The following is a 23,821-nucleotide window of genomic DNA, read 5'->3' as shown; positions in this document are numbered from 1 at the left end:
TGCAGGTCAGTATGTTGAAGGTTCCTCCTGGTAATGTGCTTATTTACTTGGCAGAGAACTATGAAATCTTTGTTATTGGTTTTTCTATTTGCTCCCGGTCTGATAGCTTGTGAAGCAATGCTAAAAGTTGGTGGTGATCTTGAGTGGCCTCCCTATGCCTACATTCAGCACATGGAAGTACAGGGCGAAGATGTGCAACTTGCAAGAACTGTATTTGACAAAGCCAACTACTGTTTAACCTTTATTGACATGCCATCTGTAGACCGGGGCATAGAGGAGTTGCACGAAGGTGACCTGGATGTTCTGATGGCGGCTAGTTTTAATGAAGCTCGTGGCAAAAAGGCGTGGTTTAGTTCGCCTTATCGCCAGGAAACAGTCATATTGTTTAGTCATACCCAAAGTCAAATAACCGGAAAAACAATACAGGATCTGTTTCAGCGAGGTGCTAGTTTCGCGGTGAATTCTGGTAGCTTCGCGGGAGATGCTTTCGGCATACTGCAACGAGAATACGCACAACAAATTATTTATTTGTCTTCAACTGCGCAAAGGCTTTTAATGCTGAATTCCGCCAGAATTGATTTTGTCGTAGAAGATCAGTTTGCGGGTCTGCATATTGCGAAAGAAAATCAGCTACTCAATATAAAAGCCACTGAGCACATTGTGTACCAAGACCCAATTCACTTTATGCTCAGTCGAAAACGCTTTGATCAGCAACGAGTATCACAAATAAATCGGATCATTGAAGCACTACAATAGTCACTATTGTTAATGCCTCGCTAATACATTCCTCATTATTCAGTTGCACCTGAACAAATAAAGCTTGCTTTAAATTAATAATATTTTAAACTTTCAGAAAATATTGAAACTTTAGAAAATTGTGAATATGACACCAATCGTAGAATCCTTTGTTTTGCATTTCGGCGAAATGGGCAGCCGTTGGGGCTTTAATCGTACAGTGGGGCAAATGTATGCCTTGTTGGTCGTTAGTAAAGACCCTCTGACGGCAAATCAATTGGCCGAAGAGCTTAATATTTCCAGAGGTAATGTTTCGATGGGGATCAAAGAGCTGCAATCCTGGCAGCTGATCTGTACCAAACACATACCCGGAGATCGCAAAGAGTATTACCTTGCGCTGGGCAGTATCTGGGATATGGCCATGAAGGTGTTTGAAGAACGCCGCAAGCGGGAGGTGGATCCGACGCTATCCATGTTGCGCGGTGCTTTGCTGCAAAAATCCGGAAATGATAAAGACGCCTATGCTCAGGAAAAATTGCACGAAATTCATGACCTGTTGGAAACCGTTACCACCTGGTCTCACGAACTGCAAAGCATGAATCCAGACAAATTGAATACATTGATGAAGCTGGGATCAGGTGTTGGCAAAGTACTGGATTTCAAAGAAAAGGTACTTAAAAAGTCCAGTTAGGTCGCTGTAAATCATTATTTGGCAATCGGGGAAATAACCATGTTAGATGTTGTCTTGTTGTCGCGTATTCAGTTTGCGCTGAACATCAGTTTTCACATTCTGTTTCCTACTATCACTATCGCGCTTTGCTGGTTTTTACTGTACTTCAAAGTACGCTTTGATTTGTCGGGACACCCGGTGTGGATGCGTATTTACCGCTTTTGGGTAAAGGTATTTGCTCTGACATTTGCCCTTGGCGTGGTGAGCGGTATTACGATGTCTTTTCAGTTTGGCACCAACTGGCCCGGTTATATGGAAACCGTGGGTAATATCGCCGGGCCTCTGCTGGGTTATGAGGTAATGACCGCCTTTTTCCTTGAAGCGACATTCCTGGGCATAATGTTGTTTGGTATGCACCGTGTTCCCCAGTGGTTGCATACCTTATCTACTTTAATGGTGGCAGTCGGTACGACACTTTCTGCATTCTGGATTTTGGCGCTAAACAGCTGGATGCAAACTCCTGATGGTTTTGTTATGCAGGACGGCGTTGCTCATGCCACTGATTGGTGGGCGGTAATCTTTAATCCGTCATTTCCCTACCGGTTTTTCCATACTTTGTTGGCCTCCGGCCTCACCGCCAGCTTCTTTATCATGGGTATTTCTGCTTATCGCATTTATCGCGGTGACGCTAAGTTGGCACCTAAGATAGCCTTGAGGACGGCAGTCATCGCCGCTCTGATGCTAACACCTACGCAGATTCTGGTGGGCGATTTACACGGCCTGAACACCTTTAAACATCAACCGCAAAAGGTGGCGGCGATGGAAGGGATTTGGGATACGGAAAAGGGCGCAGACATGCTGTTGTTTGCTATTCCTGATGAAGCGCAGCGAACCAATCATTTTGAAATTGCCATTCCTAAGCTGGCCAGCCTGATCCTCACACATGATCCCGATGGTGAAGTAAAGGGCTTAAACGAATTTATTGGGGCGCATCCCCCTGTAAAACCGGTATTTTTTGGTTTCAGAGTCATGGTGGGGATGGGAATGCTGATGTTATTAACGGCACTCATTGGCTGCTGGTTACTGTATGTCCGAAAAACCTTGCCAAAACAGTTTCTGATGCTGGCCGTCGCCATGACATTCTCTGGCTGGATAGCCACATTAGCAGGTTGGTATGTGACAGAGATTGGCCGGCAACCCTGGCTGGTGAGCGGGGTATTATCAACGGCTGACGCAGCAACGCAAATTCCGGCCGGCAATGTGGCTTTATCCCTCACCTTGTACGCAACGGTGTATGTGTTTTTACTGATTGCCTATATTAAAACCTTGTTCCTGATGGCTCGTCGCTCCGTGGAAATAGAAGAAATTCAGCCGGAGGAGCGGCTTACACAGAAATCGCTTCGAACTGCTCAAGGAGCCAGCTCATGATCCCCGATAACCTGTTACCTGACATTTTTGCTGCACTCATGGCGTTAGCCATTCTTATGTACGCCATTTTGGATGGCTACGACCTTGGGGTTGGTATGTTGTTGCCCAAAGATAATGTGCACCAACGGGATGTTATGATTGCCTCCATTGGTCCTTTTTGGGATGCCAACGAAACCTGGCTGGTGTTGGCGGTGGGGCTGCTGTTAATTGCCTTTCCGCAAGCGCATAGCCTGATCCTCGGTGAGTTGTATTTGCCCATCGTGGTGATGCTTATTGGCTTGATATTGCGTGGTGTGGCCTTTGATTTCAGAGCAAAAGTGCGCCAGGGGCGTAAGGAGCGCTGGGATTTGATTTTCAAAATAGGTTCTTTTCTGGCGGCGGGCACCCAGGGCTTTATGTTGGGGCTTTATGTCATGGGATTTGAACACAGCCCGGTATCCTATCTGTTCGCCTTGTTGAGTGCCACCGGGGTGATTGCGGCCTATTTGTTAATTGCTGCCTGTTGGTTAATCATGCGTACCGAAGAGGATCTGCAAATAAAAGCTCTGGGTTGGGCACGAAAATCCCTGTACTTCTGTATGGCGGGAATTCTGGCCGTGTGTCTGGTAAATCCGCTGGTGAATGACAGCATATTTTACAAATGGTTTGCGGCTGAGTCGGTTTGGATGCTGGTCATTGTACCCAGTCTGGCACTGCTAACCTTGTTGTTAATTTGGCGGGCGCTGGGAGATGTCAGGGTGTTGCAGGACAAATATTGTCTACAACCTTTCGCGCTGGTGGTAGTGTTATTTTTGTCCTGCTTTGTAGGCCTGGCTTTTAGTTTTTATCCCTATGTGGTGCCGGGTGAGATGACCATTCAGGCAACCGCCAGTGCGCCTGAATCACTGCGATTTATTTTGGTTGGCGCCATAATAGTGATGCCGTGCATCCTGGCCTACACGGTATTTTCCTACCGGGTATTCCGCGGCAAAGTAACCGAGCTGCGCTATTATTAACGCCGGTTTAATGCGTTAGATAAAACTGCGGTAATTTCCCGCATGGGGCTCAAATTCACTAAGGGTTTGAGCCTCGTCTTTCAGAAACACAAAATCCTTAAAATCGAATCCAGGCGCTACTGTGCAACCCACCAGGGTGTAACTGCCGGTAGACTGGGCTGCCTGATAGTGTCCGCCCGGGATTACATGATGATAATGGCCGTTTCCAGCCCCTAAAATGATTTCCTCGCATTGGTTCTGATGTAAATCTATCAGACGCAAAGGTGCACCTTCGTAATAGTGCCAGATCTCGTCGTGCAGCACCCTGTGAAAGCGGCTGATGTCACCTTCGGTCAACAGGAAGTAAATTTGCGTCACACTGTTGCGTGTTGCACCGTTGACTGGTGAGGCTACTTCAGTGGTACAGCGGTAGGTTTCTTTATACCAGCCACCTTCCGGGTGAGGGCTAAGGTGATATTTGGCGATAAGTTCTTCGGTTTTGGACATCTGCATTTGACCTAGATAAGCATTGAGGTACTCTAACTTTTGCTTTGGGTTTTCGCTATGTATAATTGCGCCTTTTTGGCAGTTGGAACCGCACAGAAGTATGTTTGATTTAAAATACAAAACCCCTTTTCACTGGACTGAAGCAGTTCTGGCGGACTTTGATACTTTCCTGATTGATCACGCGGCGGCTGAAAAAAAGGCTTCAGGTATGGCGATGTCCATGCTGTCCCATTATCCGGATAAGGAAAAGTTGGTGAAAGCCATGGTAAATCTGTCAATTGAGGAAATGACCCATTTTCGCCAGGTGATCAAAATACTTTACGACAGAGGGCTTACCCCAGGTTCTGACACCAAAGACGAGTATGTTAATCAATTTCGTCAACATTTTCGCAAGGGTACTAACGAATATATGTTGGACCGACTGCTTATCGGCGGCATTATCGAGGCCCGAGGCTGCGAGCGTTTTGGCCTGGTGTCACAGGCATTACCCAAAGGGCCAATGAAAAACTTCTATCGAGCGATTGCCGAATCAGAAGCCGATCATCAGGACTTGTTTGTCGAGTTGGCCATGGAGTATTTCCCGGAAGCGACAGTGCAACAACGCCTTGAGCAATTACTCGAAGCGGAAGCAAAGATCATCGCGTCAATCCCGCATACCGCTGCGCTGCATTGATTCAGTGTTGTATTACTGAGGGTCCAGGATCGGATAGATAAGCGTGTGGTCAGTAAACTTGTTATCTTCCTCAAAAAAACGCCAAAGATGCCAGGGTAAAACCAACAGATAGTCGGGGGCTTGTTGCAATACAAGACTTTCTGCCTGTATTGGGAGCAAAGTACCCGGGGTAAACTTGCCAAATTTATCTGGATTTACTTCGCCGACGACATCAACCAACGAGGCATTAATTGCACAGTATTGCAGAATAACATTGCCTTTAGTGGAAGCACCTATGGCTGCAACTTTTTTTCCCTGACTCTTAATGCTATGTAGTTTTTTTAACAGATTATCCCGGGCTTTTGCTACGTCTTTGGCAAATTGTTGAAATGGCAACAGTGATTCAAATTGGTGTTCGCCTTCGATAACGTGCTGCACTTTGTCTATGTGCTTTTCACCTGAATAGTATGGGTGCGAGATCGTGATAGAAAAGCTCCCCCCATTCAGGTCATTAAAACTGACATCAATGATAATCAGGCCAACCTTTTCCATAATCCATTGAATTTGTTTTAGCCCATAGTATTCAAGATGCTCATGACAAACGGTGTCATACGAGAGCTTTTTTAGCATGGTGGGCATATAGCTTTGCTCCAGAATCCAGATCCCTTGTTCATCCAGGATATCTGCAACGTCTTTTGCAAATGCTACCGGGTCCGTTAAGTCATAAAACATAGAAAATGCAGTTACAACTTTGGCTTTTTGTTCACCGTAATATTTTGAGTATACAGCCTTTGAAAAAAAGTCGGTGATTGTGTCAATGTTCTCGGGATAGAAGTGTTTAAATTTATCGGCTGTAGGGTCTATGCCTACGCGTTTTTTTAGCGGAGCAGTATAGTAACTCAGCGTAGTTCCGTCGTTGCTACCTATATCCAGTACCAGATCGTTGTCGGACAATGTCACGCTAGATTCTATATGCGCGACTTTTTGCTTCAGGTGAGTCTTGATATGCGTATTTAAGCCAGAGCGATATCCGTAATGTTCACCGTATAATTGAGCCAGATCGTAGGTGTGCGCAAGCTGCAATAAATGGCAGCATGATTTGCCGCCATGACACTTTACCAAAACTAAAGGCATTGATGGGATGTGAGTTTCCGCCGATTCGGGAAACAAGCCGGTTAACGTTTGATTGCCCAAATCAAGGACCTCAACCAGGTCTTTATTGCCGCAAATCCGACATTGCGTAATTCGGCTATAACTCAAACTGACTTCTCCGTTACTTTATTTTTTTCGCAATTGCCTGAGCAGATATCTCAATACTCGATGAATAAAGATTGCTACAGGACTGAAATAAGGTCGGTATTTATAGAGATATGCCTGTAGCCTGGTTTGGCTTTTAGCATTCTTATTTTCTTTTAACAGATCTTTATCTTTGAGCAAATACCACGCAGGCTTGGTTTGACTGAGTAACACACCATTCCAGCCCTTGCCATAATCTTGACCAAAGGCGAATCGTTTATCTGTTGCGAGATCCAGGCAGCGTAGCGCCGGATTCATATACAAGGCGATTTCTCCGACGGCCGATGCCCCTTTTAACAGAAATTCGCTGCGGGACAACAAGATAGTATCTATGAGTACATCCTCCCCTTTTTTGTGAGGAGGAATTTCTTTCAGGTTAACCGGCACGATTTCGTTGATTGAGCGATGGCTGTCATACCCTACAACAAGTTCACTGTAACGCTGTTGAAATGCGGTTAAATACTGAGCCTGGTCAGTTGCTACAAATATTTTTGGCCTGTTTTGTCGCCTGAGCCAGTTATCAACGTGCGGAAAGTACTCTGCCGGACTGACAGGTGGCGCATACATCAGGTCTGTTCCGCGGATATGAATTCCCAACATCTGATGTCCATCAAAATGCTGACTATAAAAGTCATTTACCTTCTCAACGATATCCTGTTTTACCCGAATGTAGCGGGAAAACATTTGATGCCCCTTTGTTCTTTGTTCGCGATACCACTGCTGCAAATCTTCGGGGGGATTGTCTCGCCAATCAGCAAAGGTAAAACTGTATATGCTGTCGGTATGATGCTCACAAATGTGCAGCATTTGATTATCGTCTAGGTTTTGCAGGTCGCCAATTGATACCGGGCTATCGGGTGACGCACACAGTGTTAACAGATTCTGATAATCAAAGGGTGGGACAAGGGGTTCAAAGTATTGCTCCCACATGTTTTCGCCACGCTGTTTATCATAAAAGTAGCTGTGACAATCTGCATCGTAATTGACCACCGGAAGAAGATTGTTGCGTTCACAGTAGCGGATTTGGTTCAATGTTTGTAACACCATGGCGCCGAACCCTGCACCGTGCAAATTCATGTGTAACACATAAATACCGGCATAGTTTTCAGGTATTGTCACAGGCATCGTTGCCAGTTTATCGGTCTTGTGGTTTTTCTTCACGGCATTAATTCTGTTGCAAAGTACCTGAAATTCGCAGGGTAAAGTGTGAGGTTAGAAACGTGGCGGTTAAAGGCCAATTTTTTCTGGCGATAACTTTATACCCAGGTTAACGTTGCATTTTATTCGTATCTGCTATCAAAACAAGAAAGAGAACATCTTAAGAGCGCTAATGCAAGCCCCCGTGCTGAACAAATATTCAAAAATACGGGTTATTCGAATAAACCACTCTTATGCGGGTTTTTTTGCCTATCTGAACTTTGCGTTAAACCAGATTTTGTACTGCGAAGAAAAAAATTTAATACCGGTAGTGTATTTTGGCCCCCATTCTTCGGATGGTCCCAATGCTTATTTTGAAGCCAGTCAGGGAGACAACATGTGGGACTATTATTTCGAGCCTGTAGCTGGTTATACCTATGCAGATATTCAACGTTTTATCAGTGATCCAACACACCCATTAACCGAGCAAAATCTGATTTACCCGGATGATGATTTATTGTCTTATCTTCACGCGGGAAACCCGGACAGTATTTACAGTTATCCGTATGGCTATTACACCGATTTAGAGGAAGATGTTGGGCAGTGGTATACCAGGCAAAGAGCGAAAGCGCAGCAAGTAGTTGAAAACTATATTCGATTAAAGCCACATTTGTTAAATGAAGTTGATGCGTTTGTTGAACGCTACTTCAATAACAGACCTGTTTTAGGGATTCATATTCGAGGTACGGACAAAGGTTGCGCCAGTGAAGCCTATCACATTATGCGTATTATCCCGCCTGAAAAATATTTTCCTCTGATCGATGAATTTATCCGGTTACATCCTGATTGCCTGGTTTTTGTTGCTACAGATCAATCGCAGTTTGTTGCGACTCTTAAGACGCGCTATCAAGAACGTATCGTCACTCAGTCGACCATTCTTTCAGACTCCAATATTAATGCCTTCCAAAAACAGGATGGTAATGGTTATCAGAAAGGCAAAGAAGTTTTATTTGATTGTTTGTTGTTATCACGAAGCAATTGGCTTTTGAAATGTTCTTCGGCTGTGGGTGAGTGCGCACATTATTTTAATTCACAACTCACCAGTGTTGACCTGAATGAATATTATGGTCCGTTGACGTCACTTCAAAAATGCTACAGAGCATTTTTAGTGGAACCTTACATATTTCTGAGGGAGTGTTTAAAACAGGCGTTAACATCTAAACTTTCCTCACGTCAGCTTATGACCAGCTTACTGACTGATTTCCCCCTTATTCGCCGTGTTTCAAATGGCCTGGAAGCAAAACAATTTTCCAATAATTCAATTCTGCGTTCGGTATTTTTCATCAAGAAGTATGTTTCTCTTTGTCGTCATAAGGAAGAAATACCGTTGCAACAAGTGGCAGCGTTGGCGAGGCACGCCAAACAACGCATCGGTTCTGATTATTATTCGTTTCGGCAGGCAAAAGGCAAAAAGTATCTGGAAATCCGATGTGATGGCGATCCACAGGCGGCATTTTTTGCACAGTATGTATACGTATTGCAACAGCTCCGTTTTGCTGAAAATCATAATTTGATCCCGGTGGTTAATTTTGATCACAGCTACAATTACTATTTTGACAGCAACTACGATAAAAACGTATGGGAAAATTATTTTGAACCCGTGGCAGGTATCTCCTCTTCAGAATTAAATTCACTACCACCGGAGTCGATTACTTTTCTTAGACGGGAGCAGCAACGAGCGTTATTCATCGGTGAGTGAGATCAGCCGCCTATAGCCAATAACTCCGACACTAAAAAGTGGTGGCAAAAGCAGCGTTCTATGGGAGCGAGGCTGACCAATGAATTTATTCGGGTAAAGACGGGCATACTCAACCAAGTTGAGCTATTTTATGATGCTCATTTTACAGGACATCCCGTGTTGGGGTGCCATTTAAGAGGAACGGACAAATCAACCCGGTTTGACGGCAAACCTTTCGATGGGCCCCGTGAGTTTACCCGCATAATACCGCCGGAGGAGTACTTTCCTTTTATCGACCAATTTATTCAGCAAAATCCTAATGGAAAGCTCTTTATCGCGACAGACCAGCTACAATTTTTGAAAAAGATAGTGGCGCAATATGGCGAACGGGTGATACAAACTGATGCCATTCGTTCGGCGACAGAGCTGGCTGTATTTCAACGCTCTGGTAGCGGTTATCAGCGGGGAACCGAAGTATTAACCGATGCCCTGTTGCTATCAAAGTGTGATTTTTTACTGAAGTGTTTTTCGAACGTGGGTGAGGTAGCGCTGTATTTCAATCCCCGCTTGCCCGTGATTGATATGTTTTATAATCCTCACCCCGACGATTTCGAGAATTTTTTAACGTCTCAAACAATGAGTTACCTTGTTGCAATCAATGACAGCTCGGGTCAGTAGGTTTTGTCGGCATCAAATATTGCCCTGCCATACTGTTGTTCGAAAGCTTTGACCGCATCGGCTTGTTCATCTTGTTTACCCCGCCAAATGCCTCCGTACTCCAATTTGCCATGGCGAATGGTTGCATGTTCATAGGTCCAGTCTTCAAACTTGTGGACTTTCTTTTTATCCATAAAAATTTGTACCGCGGCTGATTGCAAAATTAAATCGTTCCAATGCAGAATATGGCTTGCGCCCATTTGGTCGAAAAAATGCAAAAAATGTTGTACCGGGTCACTTTTCCAAAATGCCATTTTGGAAATAAAGAAGTTATTGAAATAACCCCAATTATCATATGTGCCAGCAATTCGCAGGTTGTTTTTTTTCAGTGGCCATCTGAGTGCCAGCAACTGATGGTAGTAGTTGCACAGTGTGTTTTTCAGGCTGGGTGTCCACACATGTTCATCGAAAAACGTCGGATTGACAGCAAACTTTTCTATGTAGTTATGCAGTGCCTCACTGAAACCTTCTGTTAACCTGTAGGGTTCCTGAGAATCAACCCGGTAACCATATTCAAGATTATGGCTTTCCATGTATTCAAATAGATCGTATTCGATGGGAGAGTGTAAAATCGAATCATCATCAAATCGACATACCCAGTCGTATCCGAGTTCGCTTAACAGATCAAAAATCTGAATAGTGTAAAACCGACACATGTGGCGATGGCCCAGCCCCCACTCGCCATAGGCTTTGCCCGCCGAAGAGACCCAGACATCAGGTACTTTCGATTTGTCCAGGAAGTCGGGGATCTTAAATTCTATTTCATGAAAGGTAATTTCTGGTCTTCCTTTCGACAACTCGCGTTGGTCTTCAAGTGTGAAATCACCTTCATGGAAGATAATAATTGATTGCCGAAATTTGTGGTTGTAATTTTCATAGAGCTTGTCGAGACTGATTTCCAGCATACTGCGAGAATCTCTCCCCCATTGCGGGTCTTTACGGGTATTTTGTGCCAGGTAAACGAAGGTGGGTTTCATGTTGTCGATAGGCCTTTATTTGAATGATGGATAAGCGGGCACATCACGATATACCCTTGAGGAAGTCACGCCATTGTTCAAAGCGAATTTTATTTTGGCGGGTCAGGCGTTCTTGCCATCTTTGCATTTGTCTGCGCAAATTGCCGGGGCGAATGGAAAACGCTTTCAGTCGCATTTTCCAGCCCGGACGATGGGTGTTGATATGCGGCATGTCCGGATCGCTAAGCAGTACAGTTCTCGCCAGACTGGCACCATTGTGTATCAAAATTGTGCAATGTCTCAAGATTAAATAATCCACAACCGCCTCTGCGCCATTTTCCACGGCAATATTAGCATCGCTGGCAACATAAGATGGCATTAATGCGCCTGTAGGGCCTTGACCTGCGGCAGCGCCCTGGGTGTGCATAATACGTGAGCTGCTCAATACATCGTCGCCGAATACGTCTTCTATTGCGGACAGAGACGCTTTTGAGTCAGTTGCAACAAAGATTTTGGCATCCGGTGATTTTTGCTTTTCAAAGGCAATGCACTGCAAATAGCGCTCTAGCACTAATGAGTTTTTTCTGAAGAGCCTGGGCTCTTCCGCCGACAATGCATCAGTCCCCCGGATGTGTAACCCTATAACCACCGAAGTACTAAAATGCTTAGCGATGAAATCTGCAGCACGATCCTGTAAAAATTGTCGAGGCCGAATAAAGGTATTTATCAGACGGCTGCATACCGTTCTTAGCCACAAGTCAGGGTCTTTCCACTCGAAGGGGATTACCAGACATTGGTTTAGCAATTGAGAATGATCGCCAAAGTTATTGCTGAGATAATGGTATGAGTCGAACCTGACTCCCCGGGAGCCGGGATCAGGTGGTGATGTTGCCACAAACGATTTCAGCGTCTCAGATAGCTGGTTACTGTCATATTTTTCTATCAATGGTTCAAAATAATATTCCCAAACGTTGTCTCTCCCTCGATATCCTTGCGGAACCCAGTAACAACAGTTTTTGCTGAAATATACAATGGGGATCATCGAATCATTAAGTGCTCTGGGTAAATTTGCGATGACTTGTTGGAGCAACGAAAACAATCCGGCATCTCGCTCACAGATAATAAAAAAACGGTTCATTTTTGTGTAATTCAGAACGCGTTGAGCGCCATATCCTTAATCTCAATCAAACAATTTTCCAATCGCAGAAATAGAGGGGTCAGTTTGTATATTAACGGTTAGTCGGGCTTAACAACAGCGCAACTGATAAATTTATGCTTACCAGTCAGGTAACTTAAAGCCTTTCAGGAACAACCTGGTGCCGGCATTGGTAAGGTGATTATCGTCCAAATACAATAATTCACCCTGATAGTTATTCAGGCATGCACGTTCCTCTGAATTTACCTCAACAGGACATAGCGCATTAATATTGCCCACCAGTTTAATTTTGTTTTGTTGTTCTAATATTTGTAATAAGGCGAATAGCTCCCGATTCTGTGTCACGTAGGTGCTGTATTTTACCGGGGGGGGAAAGATAACCCGATCCGATGTGGAGAGTTGTAAAGTGCCCTCCAGAATTCTGAAGTTTTGCGCAGGAATTGGCATGAATACGTAGACCTTCATTCCCCGGAGAACTAATGTATTGATAAACTGTTCGATACCCTTTAACAGGGCAGTCTTTCGCTCTGCCTTGTTGGCCGTGAGCGGAGTGACGCCGGCAGAGAAGCGCTCCTCAATAAAATGATAGGTGCCTGTTTGCTTCAGGTCATGGTAATAACTACTCCAAAAGTTTGCCAATAACACATTTTTAACTGAGTGCTTTTCAAGGTCCATGAGGACATTGTTCATAAACTGGTTGCAGCCGGTGTCGTGTGTCTCAGTAAAGGCAGCAATATAGGGGCAGCTATATTTGGTGTATTGCAAAAAAGAGGCACCATTGACTTCAAACACCTCGGCCAGTTCATGGCTTATACTGTATGCGTGTGAGTCGCCCAGTAATGCCGTATTGGCAGCTTCAGATGTTTTTCCTCGCAGACAATAGTTGGTTTCCGTCTGGCTTGCTGGGACCTCACAGTTTTCACGCACCTGTACAAGGCTGGGATCAGCCTGGGTTAACATGAATTTTTGCAGTGCCGCATTGGCAAAACCTTGCTGGGAGTGCAGTAATACCCCGATACCACTGAGGCTCAGTGCCCCAACCAGTAAAAAAGCGATAAATGTTCTGGTGGTAATCGTGGTTTTGTTCCTGAAAGGTATCTCGATAAAACGCCAACTGATGATTGCCAGTCCAAGCGCAATTAAGCAAAGTATCAGTCCATACAGTGTTGCACTGCCGTCATGGCTAGTGTGGCGACTAAAGACCAGAAGAGGGTAGTGCCAAAGGTACAAGCTATACGAGATTAACCCCAATCCCACCAGAGGCTTGTATGCCAATATGCTGTTAGCAACAGTGCCTGGTTGCGCAAAAACAATCAGTAGCGTCGTTCCTGTCACAGGTAAAATCGGGTAAAGCCTGGCAAGTGGCGAGGCGCTATCAAATGCGACAACAAAATAGGCAATGAGTCCGATACCGACAAGCCCCATAACCTGATGCCAGTGGTGTGTTTCTTTCGGTGGGTAGTGGCTAAGATATAGTGCGGCAAAAAAGCCTAACTGGAACTCCCACAGTCTGGAAAACAGAAAATAAAAATTGCCTGTGGGGAAGTGGAACGTGCCCCAGTAATACAAGGTAACACTGGCCAGAAACAAGGGGATCATCCATGCCAGTGTTGCGATCCGGGCTGTGTGTCTTGCGAAAAACAAAAGAAGTGGAAAAAGTAAATAAAATTGCGCTTCGATGCCCAGGCTCCAGGTGTGGAGCAGTGGTTTGAGCTCAGAAGGAGACTCGAAATATCCACTTTCGATCCAAAACAATATATTGGAAACAAACCAGCTAACAGCCACCAGACTCTGGCCAAAGTCTTTTAAAAATACCGGATTCAGGAATAACAATGCCACCGGTATTGACGCCAGTGCGATGATATAAAGTGCAGGAATAATGCGCCTGGCTCGTCTTTCATAAAAGGACAAGAAACTAAATTTGCCCCTGTTGCTACTGTCGAAAATAATCACTGTGATCAGGTATCCACTGATCACAAAAAAAATATCGACACCAACAAAACCACCGGTAAAACCCATTATTTTCGCGTGGAATAATACCACCAATAAAACGGCGATCCCGCGCAATCCGTCTACTTCAGGACGATAGTTCACTGTACACCTGTTGCGCTGTACAAGCAATTTGCTGCAACAGGTTGTTGGATTAATAGCTGATTGTCTACCGGGTTAAACATCTGCCAAGCCGCTTCACTCTATTCAGGGTGCTGTATTTCTTTGCAAATCAGCATTGACCATTGTTCGACATAGTTCCTCCAGCGAGGTTTTAGCTCGCCAACCCAACAGCTTTTGGGCTTTATCAGCGTCACCGCGCAGTATATCCACTTCGGCTGGACGATAGAGATCCTGGCTTACTTTTATCCGTGTTTTTCCTGTTTTGCTGTCGATACCAATCTCTTTTTCAGCGTCGCCTTGCCACACCAGCTCAATATCAACACAATTGAATGCCATATTGGCGAAATTTCTGACCGACTCAGATCGGTTGGTGGCAAAGACGATGGTTTCAGGGCGTTCTAATTGCAGCATTTGCCACATACCCAGCACATAGTCTCCGGCAAATCCCCAGTCCCGTTGCGCATCAAGGTTACCCAGTTCCAGGCAGTCCTGTTTTCCAAGCGCGATCTTCGCCGCGGCATCTGTGATTTTACGGGTTACAAACTCTTTTCCTCTCAGTGGCGATTCGTGGTTAAATGAAATGCCACAGGCACCAAACAGGTTGTAGGATTCTCGATAGTTGATCACCATCCAATGAGCGGCGAGTTTGGACACGCCATAGGGGCTTCTGGGATAAAAATCGGTATTTTCTGTTTGCGGTATTTCCTGTACCTTGCCAAACATTTCGGAACTTGATGCCTGATAAAATCGGATATTCAGGTCGACCATTCTTATTGACTCAAGTAAGTTTAGTAACCCGACAATATTCGTTTGGCTGGTCATTACCGGTTGCCGAAATGCCGTTTCTACGAAACTTTGGGAAGCAAGGTTGTATATCTCGTGAGGTTGGTTGTTGTCGATCAAACGGATACATGCAGACATATCATTGATATCCAGTTCTTCAAAATGAAGAAGGGGATGCGACATAAGGTCCATTGCTTCAAAACGCCAAAAACTATCAGCACTTCTACGTCGGTAAGTCGCGATAACTTTATATTGCTTCTCCAGAAGAAGCTTTGCCAAATAGGCGCCATCCTGACCGGTGGCTCCAGTTATAATTGCTGTTTTCATTCTGCTAAATTAATTCTCAAGGTACAGGATGCTGAAATTATTAGTTTGTGTAGGTCGGCATCAAGCTGTGTTACCGGCTTTATGTTAACGGTTACAGAGCAGTTTTCCATATTGTTTTTTGAAGTCATTCACTGCCAATAACTCATTATCATCAGTGCCGGGAAAGATTCCTCCCCATTCCAGTTTGCCTTCTTTAATAGTGGCATGTTCATAAGTGAAATCCTGGAAATGATGAATCCGGTGGTCTGGCATGAAAATCTGTACCGCTGCGGTTTGGACAATATGATCCGACCAACGGTATTTATAGTTTCCTCCCACCCGGTCGAAATAGCTCAAAAAAGACTGGACCTCAGGTGTCATCCAAAATCCAACGCGAGTGATATGGAAATTATTGTAATAAGTTTGCCGGTTCCATTCAGTGGCCCTGGGCCAGTTGTTTAAGTCGTGATTCAGTTTTTCAGAGAGGCGGTCAATGACATTGGTGACCCGCTTTTTTAAACGACCTTTGAGCGAAAAGTACTCATTGTTGAGTGTTAGTGAATGATCAAAATTCTCCAGGAAAGAGACCGGCTTTATTCGCTCTGCTTTTATATAAGCCAGTACCATTTCAGAAAAGCCATATGTCGGACGCAAAGGCTCTTTAAGAATGGCCCGGTAGCCATAATCACACTGATTGGCGGCCATAAATTCAAACAGGTTGTAATTAATTTTTGTGTGAATAAAGGAATCATCATCCAGGCGCATATACCAGTCATAGCCAAGAGCATTGAGGATAGGAAAAATGCTATAGCAGAAGAATCGCGCCATGTGACGCTGACCAATGCCATATATCCCATCCCATTTTTCGGGTATTTCCCTGGGATTCAAAAATTCAGGAATGGCAAAATTTATCTCGCGAAACTGGATTTGTGAGCGTCCTTTTTTAACTTCTAGCTGGCTGCTTTCATCAAAATCACCTTCGTGGAAAATCAGTACATCATGTTGAAAAGCATCATTGTAATTTTGAAACAGTAAATCCAGACTTTTTTCCAGCATTCCCCGTGAGTCGCGCCCGTACTGGGGATCTTTGGGGGTATTTTGAGCGAGATAAACAATGCAGGGGTTCATTAAATTTAGCTTTTGTGAAATTCCGTGAATGAAATTACCAATAACTGTTCACTTCTCTCGTGGAAGTTATTGGTTTGTAATGGTTTAATATAAGTCGTCCGGGATTATGGCATGTTTTATTCCACAGTTCACCAAACAGCAGAGATTGTCTCATAAGAACCGCTACGGCATAACAATGGCAACGAATACGTTTTAAACTTGATGACTGACGCATACACGCTCTTCAAAAAACCTGGCTCCAGACTCACCACGTTGCTCCTCCTGGCGGCCATCCTCATCGGGGCATTTGGCGCACGTACATGGGGGGCCTACGATTACATTTTTGCGAACCCCGATGAAATCAAATTGCTAGGCGTGGATTCGCTGTTTCACCTGCGCCATGCAAAATACACCTTGGTCCATTATCCTGAAATACAAAGGATGGACATTGGAGCAAGTTATCCGGATGTTCGCCAAAATCATGCTACCGGATTGTTCGGTTTCGCGATTTCCAGCGTTGCCCTGATGCTTTACGGCAGTGATGCCAGCCTGAATGATATCGCTGCCGTCGCGGTTTGGTTTACACCCCTATTAGCCGTGATTGCTTATCTGTTGCTGTTTATTCTGGTCCGGCAATTAACAAATACGTCCGTAGGGTTGTTGGCGACATTATTTTTTTTACTGTACCCCGGTAAATCACTGGATCGCTCAGTTCTTGGGTTTGTTGATCATCATGCTGCTGAATTTTGTTTGTCACTGGCTATCGCGATAGGCATGGTGTTTTTGCTGAGGGTGACACGAGAGCAACGTCAGGGGACACTGTGGAAACCCATTTTGCTTGCTGCACTACCGCTGGTCATACTTATCTATACCTGGCAGGGTGCAGCGTTGGTCGTTCTTCTTATTAACATCGCTTTTTTCGCGTACTGGTCTGTGCTCCAGGCACGCGCAGAACAGATTTCGGAAGTAACCAAAGCGAGCGCTCTGTATGGCTTGGTTCTGTTGTTATCTCTGTGGTTTGTGCCCGGAAATCAGGTTTTTCTGGCTATCGGTGCTGTAATGTTGATTGTGGGAGCCTGGTGTTATTCGCGAATTCAGCAGTATTTGGCACTGCGATTTTCAGCTGCAGCGGTAGCCGGAATAATTTTCATTCTCGTGCTTTTCGTCGCTGCTATTGTGGCGTGTTTTACTGAACTTGGCTTATTGTTAGTGTCGCTCGTTTTAAGCGAATCCACTAATTTTATTCATGAAGAAAGCACCGTCAGTAGCGCAAAATTTATCGAGCAATTTGGTGTCGTTGGCATAGTGGCAATTGCCGGATTGGTGTTGCTGCCGGTGATGGTGTGCAAACGCAGATTATCCCCCGAAACAATTGTCCCAGTCACCCTGGGGGGGTGCTGGTTATTGATCTGGTATCTGTCAGGTGATTTTGATTATGCCGTTCCGCCATTTATTGCGGTTTTAGCCTCTCTTACCTGTTATTCGTTTTGGTTGTTGCTTGAAAAAACTGTATCAGGCAAGTCAGTTGTAACCAGTGTGTGTATCAAGGTCGTAGTTTTGGTACTTGGTTTTGCCTTTTTAATATTGCCGGTTTACCCTTTCAAAGCACTATCTTTGCCGTGGGTTGAAGAATCAAAGTTACAGGCAATGACAATATATCATCAAGCCTGGTACCGTTCGTTGACCTGGCTTGAGCAACATTCTCCGCAACCGGCAAGGACTCCGCTATCACACCCGGATTCACCTGTTGTGGCAGCTGATAGCGAGCAGTCAGACTATGGCATTATGGTCGCCTGGGATTATGGAAATTTGGTGGCTTCGCACGGCAATCGAATTCCGGTTTGGAGCAGTCTTCCATCCAACTATATCCCCCGGTGGTTATTGGCTCAAAGCGAACAAGAATCGTTAGAAGTGCTGTCAGAGAGATTTACCAATGAGCGCACCATTCGTTATGTGATTGTGGACAAGGATACCTATGGTCCACTTATTCATGCGAAGTCGAAATTTACCGATAAACCTGTTGAAGCAGTCAGACACGGGGAGATCAATGTCAATGGTAAGCAAGTTCCTTATATTACCCTGGATAATACCCATAAAAATTCCATGATTGCCCGCTTGTATGCAAATGATGGCAGCGAACTTAGCCATTATCGAATGGTTTATGAGAGTTCAGCGCAGACCTATAGCACAGGCTTTTTGCAACTTTCAGGCACAGGAGATAAGCTTAATTATACGTTTGTTCCCAAGACATTTCCGATTGATACCCCTGATGAGCTTCAACGTTATCAACAATGGACGAAGGTGGATGTTGTCGATACGGGTAACGGTTATCTTTATAATGGTCAAATACATTCAACTATCAAAATATTCGAAATTGTTAGGGGCACGATTATTAAAGGTCAGGCTGGCCCCGGGGATCAGATTCAGGCACGGCTTTCCCTGCGCAGTAAAACCACAGGTCGACAATTTATGTTCAATCGGACAGCGATAGCTGATGGGCAGGGTAATTTTGAATTTGCAGTGCCATACTCCACAGAACAATCTCTATCCGACAGTGATATTATTGCTGAAGGTGACTACCAATTGTGGGTTCGTCCCAAAGGAACTGATAGCTTTTCGCTAAAAGCCACAATGACAGTGCCTGAATCTTCGTTTAAAGACAGAAAGCTCTTATTCACTCCAGAGTTATATCAATGATGCATTACCAGGTTGTTTATGGCGACGGATTTTTAATATTTGCAGCAAGGATGGTAAATTGACTCAGCGTGACCATATCGCACTTTCATTGATTATTTGCTCCAGGAATGACAACTACATGGGCGACCCCATGTGGCGCTTATCTACCAGCATTAATTATGTGAGCCAAAAGATATATGCCCTCAACAGACAGCATCAGGTTGAAATTGTCGTCGCCGATTGGGGAAGCACAACGCCTATCGCTGAGGTCATTCAACTTAGCAAACGGGCCGCAGCGATCACTCGTTTTATTGAAGTTCCTTTGGCGATGGCGCAATCGTTGCAACAGGATAGCCCGTTTGGCGAGGTATATGCACTCAATGTTGCCGCGAGAAGAAGTAAAGGACTCTACATCGGAAGAATTGATCAGGACACTCTGGTGACACAGGACTTTTTAGTGTGTTTTTTTGATGCATTTGAAAAGAAAAGTCTTGTTCCATTTGATATTGAAAATACCTACATGTTTGCTGCACGCAAACAGTTACCCTATGAGTTCGTGGCCAAAAAACCGGGGATGGATGATTTGGACTTCGCGATAAGGCGTTATCAAAAGTTCACGCTCAATGAAGAATTACCCTACTGTTACTGGGCTTCAGCGGTCGGTATATTGATGATGCACAGAAAGCTCTGGGATGAGGTGGGCGGATACGACGAGAGATTGATCTACTATTGGTTTATGGATGTCGACCTGGCAACCAGGTTGATCAAGAAATATCCGGTAGTGAATATCGGCAAGGTGTTTGGCTATCACTTTTTTCACCTTGAACATATTAATGTTGGCTTTAAATTCAGACACAGTCACCGGAAACTCAATCCGGATTGGGCAAAATCATTTAACAAACCCATACTCAATCCTAATGGCAGTAACTGGGGGCTCGGGGACGTCTCACTTGTGGAACAACAGGCAAAATTCAGCGTACCCGACAACAATGACATGGCGCTGCAGGTGCTCAACAAGCATCAGAATCGTTTATTTCTTTTCCTGCAGGTTATTCTTTTGTCGGCAAAGGGATGGTTGTATAACATCATCAGATTCCAGCGTTATCTGGTAAAAAAGTGGTTGGGAAAGCCCTATTTGTAATACAGCAGCACATTTATCATGACAAAACACATTCGTTCCAATAACAAGCGCTTCCGACAGGTAGGTTTCTCCGCGATTTGGCAGTCCCGGGAATTATTGTTGCACATAATGAAACGGGATTTGTTGGTAACCTACAAGCAGACCTTGCTCGGGATCGGTTGGGTTGCAATACAACCTGTTGCGATGGCGTTGAGTATTATCTTCGTTTTTGAACACATAGGTAGTTTTCCTGATTATGGTGTACCATACATTCTCATTGCCCTGACCGCATTGGTTTGTTGGGACTTTTTTGCGGGGGCCGTCAACAAAGCAACTACCTGCCTGACAGATGACAGAGACCTTATCGTCAGAGCAAACTTTCCCAGAATTGTCTTGCTGATCAATGCGTCGTTGAAAAACTTACCAGGGCCTCTTATTAATATGTGTGTGCTATTTGGCTTTATGTTTTATTTTGACGTGCCGTTTTTATTCAGCCTGCTTTTGGTACCGCTTGTCATCATTGCGGTTGCACTACTTAATCTGGCGCTGGGATTGTGGTTAGGTACGCTGAATGTGTTTAAACGCGATTTTGCCACCCTGGTACCTTACGTGCTTCGATTGGCACTTTTTGTCAGTCCGGTAGCCTTCACGCTAAAAAGTGTTCCCGAACAGTGGCAATTGCTATACAGCCTGAATCCACTGGTGGCCATCATAGAATCAATGCGTTTTCTTGTTTTAGGGGAGTCGTTTCGTCCTGATTTATTATGTGTTGCAGTCGGCGCCAGTTCATTAGCCATTTTGTTAATCTCTGGCATTTATCTTTTTGGCGTCAATGAACGCAAATTTGCTGACGTGATTTAAAAAACAATGACAGTCAACGCAATAGAAATTCGAAATCTGGGCAAACGATATCGCATAGTGTCGGGACTACCCGTCATTCAGCAGCAACAGAAGTCTCCCATTCTGGCTGCACTATCCGGCCGCTTAAAAAAGCGCGATGTTTGGGCCATCAAAAATATTAATATCGATATTCAGGCGGGGTCAATTGTCGCTATCATGGGGGACAATGGTTCAGGTAAGTCCACATTGTTGCGTTTGATCAGTGAAATTAGTGACCCGACAGAAGGTGAGATTTTCCTTCGCGGTAGCGTTACACCGATGTTAGAGGCCGGAGTGGGCTTTCACCCGGAACTGACAGGCCGGGAAAACATCTATCTCAACGGGACTTTAATGGGGCTCAGCAGGAAAGCACTCAGCAACCGTTTTAATGATATTGTTGACTATGCGGGGGTACGTGAGTATCTGGACACGCCAATCAAAAGATATTCCAGTGGTATGTGGGCACGGCTGGCTTTTGCGGTTGCAACACATCAAAACCGGGATATTTTAATTGTTGATGAGGTATTATCCGTCAATGATAAAGGTTTCCGTGAAAAATCAATTACCAGATTAAAACAACTGGCAGAAACCGGTGTAACAATCCTTATCGTTAGCCATGATGTGGCGTTGCTGAACGACCTATGTAGTCATGCAATACTGCTGAAAAACGGAAGACTGGTTGCACAAGGCGGTTATCAGGCGATTCACGCCCTGTATTACGATTCTGATAAATACGATTAAGATTGACATTTTGAAAGAGTAGAAATAGGTGCCAACAGCATTAGTTACCGGTGCCGGTGGTTTCATCGGTCATCATATGGTTCGATACCTGAAACAGCAAAATTACTATGTTATTGCGGTCAGCCGCCGCGTCCCGGCGTTTGAGGTGTCTCTGGCAGACAAGTATATCACAGGTGACTTAGGCTGTTCGGAGTTCACAGCTGATTTGTTTAAAGAACCCATTGACGAGGTTTACCAGTTTGCTGCGGATATGGGCGGGGCAGGTTATACCTTCTCCCATGAGAATGATGCCAACATTATGCAAAACTCGTTGCGTATCAATCTCAATATTTTACATGCGATTTCAAATGGTCCGTCTAATAACACCCGGATATTTTATCCATCGTCTGCATGTGTTTACCCCAAACTTAGCGAGAACCATCCGAGTTATCCCAATTACACAGAATCGCTGGCCTATCCGGCAAACCCCGAAAGTGACTATGGTTGGGAAAAGCTGTTTAGTGAACGTTTGTATGCGTCGTATCAACGCAATTATGATATTGAGGTTCGAATCGGCAGGCTCCACACCATCATTGGTCCGCAATGCATATATGCCGGTGGGAAAGAAAAGGTGCCGGCGGCATTGGCCCGCAAAGTCATCCAGGCCGACGATGGCGGAGAAATAACCATCTGGGGCAGTGGAGAGCAGACGCGTTCGTTTCTATATGTTGATGACTGCGTAAGAGCGATTTATCAATTAATGCAATCTGATTTCAGCGCTCCGGTCAATATTGGTTCTGAAGAGTTGGTGTCTATCAATGAACTGGCTGGGAAATTGATCGCCTTGTCAGGCAAAACACTGCAGCTTAAACACATCGACGGACCGGTGGGACCATCAGCGCGTAATTCAGATAATCATCTCATTAGAGAAAAACTGGGGTGGACACCCAAAATCTCACTAAACGAGGGGCTGAAAATCACCTATGACTGGATACAGCAGCAGATGAGCTAGTGATTAAGCCATCGTCTGACGTGTGCAGAACGTTTATAGAAGAAGGCCACAATTTTCCAACTGTAGATTCGTTTAACGAGTTTCTCCTTCCACTTTTGCTTTGCTAGTTGTCCTGCTTGCAACTGGTCAACATTTAATGCTGAAAATGCACTGGAGAGCTTATCATAGGGTTTGGCGTGAAACTCACTCTGCAGCGCAAGATCGGTAATATCATCGTGGTCAGTAAACCAAAGTGCCATTTCCCCGAGTGCAGCAGGCCCTTTAATAATATGATGACAGCGGGAAAGTATCAGCATATCTGTCAATACTTCTTCACCTTTTTGATAACCACTCAGAGTGCTCAGTTTGAATGGCGCAATGTGATTTGATGAGCGTGTTGCATCGTAAGCAATAACCCGACTGCCATATCGGTTGCTCAGTTCCTGAAGATACTGCTTCTGATCGGTGGCAACGAAGATACAATATTCCTGTTGCGCTAATCCGGCGATTAGTGTGTTTAACTTCTCCATGTAAATACGGGTATGTAATGGTGTTGCGTAATTAAAGTCAGTTCCTCTTATGTGAACTCCAAAAACCAATTTTCCTTTAAAATGTTGTGTGCAAAATTGCTCAACTTTATCGGTAATGTACGCCTTTGGTTTGACGTAGTTGCTGATGTATTTTCGACCCAGCTCTCGTTTAGCTCTTATCCACGCAGCTTTGTCTTCAGGTGCACACCAAGCCCAAAATGTGGCCAGTCTGTCGGGATCATGATGATGTAAATAGCCAAACTCATCAGCAGATAGCCGCGCCACTGTGTCCTGTTTTATGGTCCCTGATTTTAACCACGCGTTAATTTGAGTAATATTAAAAGGACTGACAGGTTCGAAAAAATACTCCCAGATTGAATCACCTCTGGATTCATCATAAAAATAACAGGTATTTTGTGCATTAAAATCAATCACCGGAATGGCGTTGATGGCCTTAGCCTTGCGTAAACCATTTAATGCAAACACAATCAACGCACAAAAGCCCGCCTGAATATCGTGGTTTTCAATAATGAGAAACTTATCGTATTGTTTGTTGTTCCACACCAGTGGCGTTTGTTCATTGGATCTCAAAATTCACTTACCTAATTTCAGTCATAGCCTGCCATTTGAG

21 protein-coding genes are annotated in these 23,821 nt (G+C 44.7%); 12 read left to right on the top strand and 9 right to left on the bottom strand.

What is annotated here, in order from left to right:
* Positions 1-60: 60 nt before the first annotated feature.
* From LJ740_RS21555 to cydB, 4 genes are all read left to right on the top strand, one after another.
* Positions 61-756, top strand: a complete 696-nt coding sequence (locus LJ740_RS21555) for a substrate-binding periplasmic protein (protein ID WP_229531206.1) — start codon at positions 61-63, stop codon at positions 754-756.
* Positions 757-877: 121 nt separating this feature from the next.
* Complete coding sequence (locus tag LJ740_RS21550) at positions 878-1,426, top strand: GbsR/MarR family transcriptional regulator (RefSeq protein WP_229531205.1); 549 nt, start codon at positions 878-880, stop codon at positions 1,424-1,426.
* A gap of 39 nt (positions 1,427-1,465) precedes the next feature.
* Positions 1,466-2,833 carry a cytochrome ubiquinol oxidase subunit I gene (locus LJ740_RS21545; RefSeq protein ID WP_229531204.1) on the top strand — a complete coding sequence of 456 codons (1,368 nt, stop codon included), beginning with the start codon at positions 1,466-1,468 and terminating at the stop codon, positions 2,831-2,833.
* Positions 2,830-3,828 carry a cytochrome d ubiquinol oxidase subunit II gene (gene cydB / locus LJ740_RS21540; protein WP_229531203.1) on the top strand — a complete coding sequence of 333 codons (999 nt, stop codon included), beginning with the start codon at positions 2,830-2,832 and terminating at the stop codon, positions 3,826-3,828. Before LJ740_RS21545 ends, cydB begins: the two co-directional genes overlap by 4 nt.
* Positions 3,829-3,843: 15 nt before the next feature.
* Here cydB and LJ740_RS21535 read toward each other — a convergent pair whose 3' ends face one another.
* Positions 3,844-4,314: a cupin domain-containing protein gene (locus LJ740_RS21535; protein WP_229531202.1), complete on the bottom strand. Its 471-nt coding sequence runs from the start codon at positions 4,312-4,314 to the stop codon at positions 3,844-3,846.
* 100 nt (positions 4,315-4,414) lie between these two features.
* Between LJ740_RS21535 and miaE the strand changes: the two genes are divergently transcribed.
* The gene (miaE, locus tag LJ740_RS21530; RefSeq protein WP_229531201.1) at positions 4,415-4,987 is read left to right on the top strand and encodes a tRNA-(ms[2]io[6]A)-hydroxylase; all 573 of its coding nucleotides are present in this window, start codon (positions 4,415-4,417) and stop codon (positions 4,985-4,987) included.
* Positions 4,988-4,999: 12 nt separating this feature from the next.
* On the opposite strand, the gene LJ740_RS21525 is transcribed toward miaE, so the two are convergent.
* Together LJ740_RS21525 and LJ740_RS21520 are read right to left on the bottom strand one after the other, a co-directional pair.
* Positions 5,000-6,226, bottom strand: a complete 1,227-nt coding sequence (locus tag LJ740_RS21525) for a class I SAM-dependent methyltransferase (protein ID WP_229531200.1) — start codon at positions 6,224-6,226, stop codon at positions 5,000-5,002.
* Positions 6,227-6,244: 18 nt separating this feature from the next.
* Positions 6,245-7,423, bottom strand: a complete 1,179-nt coding sequence (locus LJ740_RS21520) for an O-fucosyltransferase family protein (RefSeq protein ID WP_229531199.1) — start codon at positions 7,421-7,423, stop codon at positions 6,245-6,247.
* 169 nt (positions 7,424-7,592) lie between these two features.
* On the opposite strand from LJ740_RS21520, the gene LJ740_RS21515 reads away from it, so the two are divergent.
* Both LJ740_RS21515 and LJ740_RS21510 read left to right on the top strand, forming a co-directional pair.
* A complete protein-coding gene (locus tag LJ740_RS21515; protein ID WP_229531198.1) occupies positions 7,593-9,158 on the top strand; it encodes an O-fucosyltransferase family protein in 1,566 nt (521 codons plus the stop codon).
* 60 nt (positions 9,159-9,218) lie between these two features.
* On the top strand, positions 9,219-9,815 hold the full coding sequence (locus tag LJ740_RS21510; protein ID WP_229531197.1) for an O-fucosyltransferase family protein: 597 nt from the start codon (positions 9,219-9,221) through the stop codon (positions 9,813-9,815).
* Here LJ740_RS21510 and LJ740_RS21505 read toward each other — a convergent pair.
* The 5 genes from LJ740_RS21505 to LJ740_RS21485 form a co-directional block, all read right to left on the bottom strand.
* The gene (locus LJ740_RS21505; protein ID WP_229531196.1) at positions 9,809-10,831 is read right to left on the bottom strand and encodes a glycosyltransferase family 15 protein; all 1,023 of its coding nucleotides are present in this window, start codon (positions 10,829-10,831) and stop codon (positions 9,809-9,811) included. The two genes, LJ740_RS21510 and LJ740_RS21505, sit on opposite strands and share 7 nt — an antisense overlap.
* Positions 10,832-10,874: 43 nt before the next feature.
* Positions 10,875-11,948, bottom strand: a complete 1,074-nt coding sequence (locus LJ740_RS21500; protein WP_229531195.1) for an O-fucosyltransferase family protein — start codon at positions 11,946-11,948, stop codon at positions 10,875-10,877.
* A 138-nt stretch (positions 11,949-12,086) separates the two neighbouring features.
* Positions 12,087-14,060, bottom strand: a complete 1,974-nt coding sequence (locus tag LJ740_RS21495; RefSeq protein ID WP_229531194.1) for an acyltransferase family protein — start codon at positions 14,058-14,060, stop codon at positions 12,087-12,089.
* A gap of 102 nt (positions 14,061-14,162) precedes the next feature.
* The gene (gmd, locus tag LJ740_RS21490; RefSeq protein WP_229531193.1) at positions 14,163-15,188 is read right to left on the bottom strand and encodes a GDP-mannose 4,6-dehydratase; all 1,026 of its coding nucleotides are present in this window, start codon (positions 15,186-15,188) and stop codon (positions 14,163-14,165) included.
* An 84-nt stretch (positions 15,189-15,272) separates the two neighbouring features.
* A complete protein-coding gene (locus tag LJ740_RS21485; protein WP_229531192.1) occupies positions 15,273-16,295 on the bottom strand; it encodes a glycosyltransferase family 15 protein in 1,023 nt (340 codons plus the stop codon).
* A 201-nt stretch (positions 16,296-16,496) separates the two neighbouring features.
* Here LJ740_RS21485 and LJ740_RS21480 point away from each other — a divergent pair, with 201 nt between their 5' ends.
* Genes LJ740_RS21480 through LJ740_RS21460 form a run of 5 tightly spaced genes read left to right on the top strand, consistent with a single transcriptional unit; the run spans position 16,497 to position 22,681 of the window.
* Positions 16,497-18,971, top strand: coding sequence for an STT3 domain-containing protein (locus LJ740_RS21480; RefSeq protein WP_229531191.1), 2,475 nt, complete (start codon positions 16,497-16,499; stop codon positions 18,969-18,971).
* 58 nt (positions 18,972-19,029) lie between these two features.
* Positions 19,030-20,091, top strand: coding sequence for a glycosyltransferase family 2 protein (locus LJ740_RS21475; protein WP_229531190.1), 1,062 nt, complete (start codon positions 19,030-19,032; stop codon positions 20,089-20,091).
* Positions 20,092-20,109: 18 nt separating this feature from the next.
* Entirely contained in the window at positions 20,110-20,931 is an 822-nt protein-coding gene (locus tag LJ740_RS21470; RefSeq protein ID WP_229531189.1) for an ABC transporter permease, read from the top strand.
* Positions 20,932-20,937: 6 nt separating this feature from the next.
* Complete coding sequence (locus LJ740_RS21465) at positions 20,938-21,690, top strand: ABC transporter ATP-binding protein (protein ID WP_229531188.1); 753 nt, start codon at positions 20,938-20,940, stop codon at positions 21,688-21,690.
* A gap of 28 nt (positions 21,691-21,718) precedes the next feature.
* Complete coding sequence (locus LJ740_RS21460) at positions 21,719-22,681, top strand: NAD-dependent epimerase/dehydratase family protein (RefSeq protein WP_229531187.1); 963 nt, start codon at positions 21,719-21,721, stop codon at positions 22,679-22,681.
* Here the strand turns inward: LJ740_RS21460 and LJ740_RS21455 are convergent.
* Positions 22,678-23,781, bottom strand: a complete 1,104-nt coding sequence (locus tag LJ740_RS21455; protein WP_229531186.1) for an O-fucosyltransferase family protein — start codon at positions 23,779-23,781, stop codon at positions 22,678-22,680. The two genes, LJ740_RS21460 and LJ740_RS21455, sit on opposite strands and share 4 nt — an antisense overlap.
* Between the last annotated feature and the right edge of the window lie 40 nt (positions 23,782-23,821).

Source organism: Planctobacterium marinum, from assembly GCF_020687805.1.
GTDB classification, from domain to species: Bacteria; Pseudomonadota; Gammaproteobacteria; order Enterobacterales; family Alteromonadaceae; genus Planctobacterium; species Planctobacterium marinum.
Note: the sequence above shows the minus strand (reverse complement) of the source record. Positions and strands in the feature narration are given on the sequence as shown.

Excerpts from the sequence above, each read along its gene's own strand:
- LJ740_RS21555 (WP_229531206.1), top strand. The coding sequence starts at position 61 with ATGAAATCTTTGTTATTGGTTTTTCTATTTGCTCCCGGTCTGATAGCT.
- LJ740_RS21545 (WP_229531204.1), top strand. The coding sequence starts at position 1,466 with ATGTTAGATGTTGTCTTGTTGTCGCGTATTCAGTTTGCGCTGAACATC.
- cydB (WP_229531203.1), top strand. The coding sequence starts at position 2,830 with ATGATCCCCGATAACCTGTTACCTGACATTTTTGCTGCACTCATGGCG.
- LJ740_RS21535 (WP_229531202.1), bottom strand. The coding sequence starts at position 4,314 with ATGTCCAAAACCGAAGAACTTATCGCCAAATATCACCTTAGCCCTCAC.
- miaE (WP_229531201.1), top strand. The coding sequence starts at position 4,415 with ATGTTTGATTTAAAATACAAAACCCCTTTTCACTGGACTGAAGCAGTT.
- LJ740_RS21515 (WP_229531198.1), top strand. The coding sequence starts at position 7,593 with ATGCAAGCCCCCGTGCTGAACAAATATTCAAAAATACGGGTTATTCGA.
- LJ740_RS21510 (WP_229531197.1), top strand. The coding sequence starts at position 9,219 with ATGGGAGCGAGGCTGACCAATGAATTTATTCGGGTAAAGACGGGCATA.
- LJ740_RS21505 (WP_229531196.1), bottom strand. The coding sequence starts at position 10,831 with ATGAAACCCACCTTCGTTTACCTGGCACAAAATACCCGTAAAGACCCG.
- LJ740_RS21500 (WP_229531195.1), bottom strand. The coding sequence starts at position 11,948 with ATGAACCGTTTTTTTATTATCTGTGAGCGAGATGCCGGATTGTTTTCG.
- gmd (WP_229531193.1), bottom strand. The coding sequence starts at position 15,188 with ATGAAAACAGCAATTATAACTGGAGCCACCGGTCAGGATGGCGCCTAT.
- LJ740_RS21485 (WP_229531192.1), bottom strand. The coding sequence starts at position 16,295 with ATGAACCCCTGCATTGTTTATCTCGCTCAAAATACCCCCAAAGATCCC.
- LJ740_RS21480 (WP_229531191.1), top strand. The coding sequence starts at position 16,497 with ATGACTGACGCATACACGCTCTTCAAAAAACCTGGCTCCAGACTCACC.
- LJ740_RS21470 (WP_229531189.1), top strand. The coding sequence starts at position 20,110 with ATGACAAAACACATTCGTTCCAATAACAAGCGCTTCCGACAGGTAGGT.
- LJ740_RS21465 (WP_229531188.1), top strand. The coding sequence starts at position 20,938 with ATGACAGTCAACGCAATAGAAATTCGAAATCTGGGCAAACGATATCGC.